The sequence below is a fragment of the Moraxella sp. CTOTU49803 genome (assembly GCF_032097965.1).
In the GTDB taxonomy this organism is placed as follows: domain Bacteria; phylum Pseudomonadota; class Gammaproteobacteria; order Pseudomonadales; family Moraxellaceae; genus Faucicola; species Faucicola tetraodonis.
Window position 1 is genome coordinate 148,974 of the sequence record NZ_DAMCJP010000005.1, and the last position, 6,765, is coordinate 155,738.

Consider the following 6,765-nt stretch of genomic DNA (forward strand, 5'->3'; position numbering starts at 1 on the left):
ACTAATCTGATACAGAAAAGCTGGGTTTTGGCAAAAAGCATTAGCTTACTTTTTTTCTTCAAGTTTACGCAGTTCTTTACGCAGGATTTTGCCAACGTTTGATTTTGGCAATTCATCCACAAACTCAACTTTACGGGGACGTTTATAACCCGTTAACTCGCTTCGCGCATATTGCAGCAACTCTTCCTCGGTGAGGCTTGGGTCTTTACGTACCACAAACGCTTTTGGTACTTCACCGCTTTTTTCGCTCGGTACCCCAATCACTCCGACTTCCAACACTTTTGGATGCGCCGCTAGCACTTCTTCAACTTCGTTTGGATAGACATTAAATCCTGATACCAAAATCATGTCTTTTTTACGGTCAACGATTTTGAAATAGCCTTTCTCATCAATGACAGCGATGTCACCGGTTTTGAAATAACCGTCTGCTGTCATTACTTCTGTAGTGGCTTCAGGACGCTGCCAGTAACCTTTCATCACTTGTGGACCTTTAACTGCAATCTCACCACGCTCACCTGCTGCGACTTCATTGCCGTTGTCATCGAGCAGTTTGATGTCGGTGTTGGGCATCGGGATACCAATTTTGGCGCTAAATTGCTCTTGTGCCAAGGGGTTTAGGGTGGCAACGGGTGATGTTTCGGACAAGCCATAACCTTCTAGGATATTGGTACCTGTAATACGTTTCCACTCTTCAGCGGTTGAAGGCAATACCGACATACCACCGCCTAGCGACAAACGCAATTTGCTGTGGTCTAATGCGCGAAAACCGGCGTGGTGCGCCAAGCCATTAAATAATGTGTTCACCGCAGGGAAGAACACTGGCTTATATTTTGCTAATTCTTTGACAAAACTGTCCAGGTCGCGGGGGTTTGGAATCAATACACCGGTAAAGCCCATGTTCATACATAGTAGCGCACAGGCGGTAAATGAGAAAATATGATAGAGCGGTAAGGCAATGACGACGTACTCACCCACCATTTGATTGGGGAACACTTGTCTGGCGAACTCTTGGCACTGTAGCATATTGGATACCAAGTTACTGTGGGTAAGCATCGCACCTTTAGCAACCCCTGTGGTGCCGCCAGTGTACTGTAGTACCGCAATATCACTGCCCTTGATACCCTCTGGGCGCTGATAGCGACTGGCAGACGCTTGCTTAATAACACTCTTAAAGGTCACATGCCCGTCAATTTGCCAAGCTGGAATGGCTTTTTTGACATATTTGACCACGGTATTGACGAGCATACCTTTGAAGGTACCCATCAAATCACCGATTGAACAGACGATAACGTGATCAACCATTTTTTTGCCGATATCTTGATAGGTTTTGGCAAAGTTTTCAACGATAAATAACGCTTTGGCTTGCGAGTCTTCTAACTGATGGGCTAATTCATGAGCGGTGTATAGTGGGTTGACATTGACCAAGATAAAACCTGCGCGGATGATACCAATCATACACACTGGGTATTGCAAGATATTTGGCATCATCACCGCAACGGTATCGCCTTTTTTTAGACCCAAACCCTGCAAATACGCCGCGATTTGGCGGCTATAAGTATCTAGCTGACGATAGGTCATGCTACTACCCATACACACAAAGGCATCACTACCATTGAATTGTTCGAAATTCTTTTCAAAAACATTCATTAGGTTAACTTCGTCACCGGGCATTTGCATGTTATAGTTCATGCCGTAATGCTGGTAAGTCTTTAACCAAGGTTTCTCATGATGATCGGTAAGCTTTGGCGCATGTGGCTGCGCTTCCATAGTATCGATGGGAGTATCGATGGGCGCATTGTATTGGGTATTGTTGTCAGGGGTTTGAGCTGAGGTGGTTGATTCATTCATGAGAAATGTTTTCCTTAGGTATGCGGTCTATCAGCGGATAGCATATTGATAATTAAAAGAATTTTTATAAAAAGGTCCATCCCACTACTAAAAATTATATTAAAAATCGCGGCCAAATGTGTTATTAACATACTAAATATTTATTCAATTCTCAAGCCTATTCTCTGTACTTATGGGATGATAAAAATGATTTCGCGTCGAAATAGTTATCCGTTATTTGAGCGTTAAAGCGGCTACAGTGTCCAGTTATCTTTAAAAGGCGTTTTTGCGACACAGTTTGACGCGTGAAACTGGGCAAATTTGCCATGTCATGGATTAATACTTGTTTTTCTACTCTCAAGCTTTATGATATTTCCTCATACTTCTTATCTCTGTTTTGAACTTTCTTTCTTTTGCACTTTCTTTTATTTTTTGTCATTGATTAAGTAACCATTATGTCCGATACCCTTGTAGCAAAAATTACCAAACCAAACGATTTGAACAACCCCACTCGCTCAGTCGCTGAATTTACCGAAAACGCGTATCTGAACTACGCGATGTACGTCATCATGGACCGGGCATTGCCACACGTTGCGGATGGGCTCAAGCCTGTGCAGCGCCGTATCGTATATGCGATGAGCGAGCTTGGGCTCAAAAATACCGCCAAACCCAAAAAATCAGCGCGCACTATCGGTGATGTCATTGGTAAATACCACCCGCATGGCGACTCAGCCTGTTATGAAGCCATGGTGCTGATGAGCCAACCGTTTAGCTACCGTTATCCACTCATTAGCGGTCAAGGCAATTTCGGCTCGCCTGATGACCCAAAATCCTTCGCTGCGATGCGCTATACCGAAGCCAAGCTATCGGCTTATGCCAATACCTTGCTAAACGAGCTCGGTCAAGGCACTGTCGATTGGCAAGACAACTTTGATGGCACCTTGCAAGAACCCGTCACCTTGCCTGCCCGCCTACCGAACATCTTGCTCAACGGCACAACGGGCATTGCGGTCGGTATGGCAACCGATATTCCGCCACATAACTTGTCTGAAGTGGTCAAAGGCTGTATCGCACTGCTTAAAAAACCCACAATGACGGAAAAAGAGCTGGCAAAGTATATCCCTGCACCCGATTTGCCAACCAAAGCAGAAATCATCACCTCGCCTGAGGATTTGCTACAGCTATATAAAACGGGTCGTGGTAGCTACAAAATGCGCGCTACTTATCATGTCGATGACAAAGAAAAAAACTTAGTCATCATCGATGCGCTACCCTATCAAATCTCCGGCAATAAAATCATTGAGCAAATTGCCAATTTAATAAATGCCAAAAAACTGCCTTGGGTGACCGATATCCATGACGAATCCGACCACCAAAACGCTTGCCGTATCGTGCTTGAGCTGCGCTCTAACCGTGTTGATATCGAGCCGATGATGAGCCATTTGTTTGCCAGTACTGACCTTGAGAGTAATTACCGCGTTAATCTCAACATGATTGGCACCAATGGCAAACCCCAAGTCAAATCACTGCTTACCATTCTCACCGAATGGCTGTCTGTGCGCCGAGATACCGTCACGCGCCGTTTGCAATACCGCTTGGATAAAATCGAGCAGCGCCTGCATATCTTGGCAGGTTTGCTGATTGCCTATCTTCATATTGATGAAGTCATCCGTATCATCCGTGAGGAAGACGACCCAAAAGCAGAATTGATGACGCGCTATGATTTGACCGAAATCCAAGCCAACGCGATTTTGGATATTCGTCTGCGTCAACTGGCACGCCTTGAAGAAATTGAGCTTAAACGTGAACAAAGTGACTTAGAGACAGAAAAAGCCCAAATCGAAGCATACTTGAACAACCCAGACAAATTGACGGGCTTAATGATTGAAGAGCTCACTGCCGATATGAAAGAGCATGGCGACAAACGCCAATCGCCGATTGTAGAACGCACGGAAGCCACCGCGCTTAAAGAAACTGACCTAGCCCCAAGCGAGCCTGTAACGGTCATCGTGTCAAAATCAGGCTGGATTCGCTCCGCCAAAGGGCACGATGTCGATGCCGCCAATATGAATTACCGTTCGGGCGATGCCTATCTTGCCCATGCCCAAGGCAAATCCAATGAAAAAGTCTATCTCATGGATAACACCGGTCGCAGCTATCGCCTCGATGCCCATACCTTACCCTCTGCGCGGGGGCAAGGCGAGCCGCTCACAAGTCTGCTAAAACCTACGGGTGGGGCAAGTTTTGTCAATGTACTGATGGGACAAGATGACAGTAAACTCATCATGGCAAGCTCGCAAGGCTATGGCTTTATTAACACCTTTGCTGATCTTGATACCAACCAAAAAGCGGGCAAAAATGTGATTAATTTTGATGACGCTTTTAGTTTAATAACCCACCAAATTGGTGAGCAAGATACGCTAGTTGGCGTGGTCAGCTCGGCAGGGCATTTGCTGGTATACCCATTAACTGAGTTACCGATGATGAAAAAAGGCAAAGGCAACAAGCTGATTGATTTAAAAGACGGTGACAGCGTGGTCGCCATCACCACATTTGCCGAAGGGGATAGTTTGGCATTGGACAGTGGTAAACGCACCTTGACGCTCAAACCGATGGATATTGCCAATTTTATGGGCACACGCGGTCGACGCGGGGCACTCTTGCCAAAAGGGTTTCAAAAAGTGAATTCAATTATAACAGCTGTGTAAAAACTTTTAATGGACTGAAAAATGAATCGTGATGAATGCCTTGACATGATAAAGGGGCTAGATACTCAAGATAAAAGAATAAACTTCGTGAGTAAATATTTATTTCATGGTACTCCTCACGTTTTTTCAAACAGAGAGGAAGAATATTTTGAGTTTAGAAATAGGATTGCAACTAAATTTGATATTAGTTTCCACGAAGTATTCATAGTGGGATCTGCAAAACTTGGCTTTAGCTATCACAAAGAAAAGCTATTCGATTATGATTCAGATATTGATGTTGTTATGGTTAACAATAAACTTTTTGAAAAATTTTATTCCCAAATTTGTGATTACCAATACAAAATGGATAAAAATCATCGGATAGTAAGTAACTTAGAAAAATCTACTTACTATGAATTTATGCGTTATTTAATAAAAGGTTGGATGAGACCAGATAAGTTACCTACTTCTTTTCAAATAGATTTATTAAGAACAGAATGGTTTGACTTTTTTGAATCAATTTCTAATGAAAAATCCGAAGTAGGCAACTATAAGGTAGCAGCTGGTCTTTTCAAAGATTACAGTTATTTATATAAGTATTATAGTCAGGGAATTGAAAATACTTATAATATTCTAAGAGGATTTTGACATGGCAAAACAGCTTTCTTCTAACCCAAGTAATAAGAAAATTAGTGAACTTTACAATAGAGTAAAAAATAAAACTCTTATATTGCAGCCTGACTTCCAAAGAAAGTTAGTTTGGTCTAATAAACATAAAGAGGCTTTTATTGATACAATCTTAAAAGGAATGCCTTTTCCTGAAATTTATATTGCCCAATCAGGGGTTGATATTGAAAAGCTAGAGACTCAGGAAGTAGTAGTAGACGGTCAACAAAGACTTAGCACAATTATTCAGTATATTGAGGAAGCAGATGATTCAAAAATATTTGGTAAGCTTGTGCCTAAATTTAAAGCTTTAGAAGAAGAAGCAAAGAAAGACTTTCTAAATTACAATGTAGTTATTAGAGATTTATTAGATGTAGATTCGAACTTAATAAGAGAAATATTTCGAAGAATTAATCAAACAAAATTCAATCTTGAACAAGTAGAAATACAAAATGCAATTTATGATGGGGAGTTTATATCTACTGCTAAAGAAATTCTAGATTCAATTGAACAAGAACATATTCCGATTTTCAGTGATTCAGAAATTTCAAGAATGTCTGATTTACATTTTATATTATCAGCTATGTCAACAATAACTAATGAAGGATATTTCGCAAGGGATGGTGAAATTGAAAAAATGGTTGCTAAATACAATGATAGCTTTCCTGAGAGAAAAGAAATTACCGAGAAAATAATTACAACTTTAAAAAATATTAAAGCTTTAGGTTTAAAAGATGACTCAATATGGTATAGAAAATCTAATTTTTTCACACTATTGATTGAGTTATACAAATATTCGAACTTAGACCTATTAAAAATAAAACATAACTTGCTTAAATTTGAACAAAATGTTTTGCAAAATAAAAACTTACCAACTGAAAAAAATGTCTTTGCAGAATATTATACTTATATGTATACGGGTACAAATAGCAGGCAAGCTAGAGTTAAGCGAGCTCAAATACTTAAAAATGAAGTTCTTGAAAAAAGCAGTTAATGTAAATTCAAATATACTTATACAAGCTAACTACTTTCAAGATAAACAAAGTGGCTATCACACCTACCTAAGACAAACAATCCCGTGATAAGTTCACATAAAAACGTAAATTTACAACTTCCTTAAAAGTCGCTATTCTGCATCATCTTTACCGATCACAATAACGATAGCGACTCCCCATGTATGATTCCATATTTCAAGATGTCAAAACCCAAATCGTCAGCTTTACTGGGCTAGAACGCGATGCCTTGCATATTTACGTTGGCATTGGGGTATTTCTTATCACAAGTCTACTTTTTAAAAATCACCGCTACCGTTGGCTTATCGCCTTATTTACGGTGATTGTGTAACTCTCCCCTAAAATAAAACAGCTCAGACGTAGAATTTCTTATAAACTAACAATAAGGAGTTTTAGCATGAGCAAACGAATGACAGAAAGCCAGATCGTAGCGATCTTAAAAGAAGCCGATGCTGGTGTACCCGTAAAAGAACTATGTCGTCAGCATGGCATAGCGAGCTCGACGTTTTACAAGTGGAAAGCCAAATACGGTGGCATGGAAGCCTCTGACGTTAAACGATTAAAAGAACTCG

At 40.9% G+C, this 6,765-nt stretch carries 6 protein-coding genes; 5 read left to right on the forward strand and 1 reads right to left on the reverse strand.

From position 1 onward, the window contains the following. Positions 1-45 precede the first annotated feature (45 nt). Positions 46-1,767, reverse strand: coding sequence for an AMP-binding protein (locus RT422_RS07650; RefSeq protein WP_313421874.1), 1,722 nt, complete (start codon positions 1,765-1,767; stop codon positions 46-48). Between the two features lie 515 nt (positions 1,768-2,282). Between RT422_RS07650 and parC the strand changes: the two genes are divergently transcribed. The 5 genes from parC to RT422_RS07675 all read left to right on the forward strand — a co-directional run. Further along, a complete protein-coding gene (gene parC, locus RT422_RS07655; protein WP_313421863.1) occupies positions 2,283-4,535 on the forward strand; it encodes a DNA topoisomerase IV subunit A in 2,253 nt (750 codons plus the stop codon). A gap of 21 nt (positions 4,536-4,556) precedes the next feature. Continuing rightward, positions 4,557-5,162: a hypothetical protein gene (locus RT422_RS07660; RefSeq protein ID WP_313421865.1), complete on the forward strand. Its 606-nt coding sequence runs from the start codon at positions 4,557-4,559 to the stop codon at positions 5,160-5,162. Position 5,163: 1 nt separating this feature from the next. Continuing rightward, positions 5,164-6,174, forward strand: coding sequence for a DUF262 domain-containing protein (locus RT422_RS07665; protein WP_313421867.1), 1,011 nt, complete (start codon positions 5,164-5,166; stop codon positions 6,172-6,174). Between the two features lie 179 nt (positions 6,175-6,353). Further along, positions 6,354-6,524 (forward strand): hypothetical protein, encoded by a 171-nt coding sequence (locus RT422_RS07670; protein ID WP_313421869.1) that lies wholly within the window; start codon positions 6,354-6,356, stop codon positions 6,522-6,524. Between the two features lie 66 nt (positions 6,525-6,590). Continuing rightward, on the forward strand, positions 6,591-6,765 hold a 175-nt coding region (locus RT422_RS07675; protein ID WP_313421875.1), incomplete at its 3' end, for a transposase.

Bases quoted from the DNA above. Each gene is read 5' to 3' on its own strand.
- RT422_RS07650 (WP_313421874.1), bottom strand. From the start codon at position 1,767: ATGGAAGCGCAGCCACATGCGCCAAAGCTTACCGATCATCATGAGAAA.
- parC (WP_313421863.1), top strand. From the start codon at position 2,283: ATGTCCGATACCCTTGTAGCAAAAATTACCAAACCAAACGATTTGAAC.
- RT422_RS07660 (WP_313421865.1), top strand. From the start codon at position 4,557: ATGAATCGTGATGAATGCCTTGACATGATAAAGGGGCTAGATACTCAA.
- RT422_RS07665 (WP_313421867.1), top strand. From the start codon at position 5,164: ATGGCAAAACAGCTTTCTTCTAACCCAAGTAATAAGAAAATTAGTGAA.
- RT422_RS07670 (WP_313421869.1), top strand. From the start codon at position 6,354: ATGTATGATTCCATATTTCAAGATGTCAAAACCCAAATCGTCAGCTTT.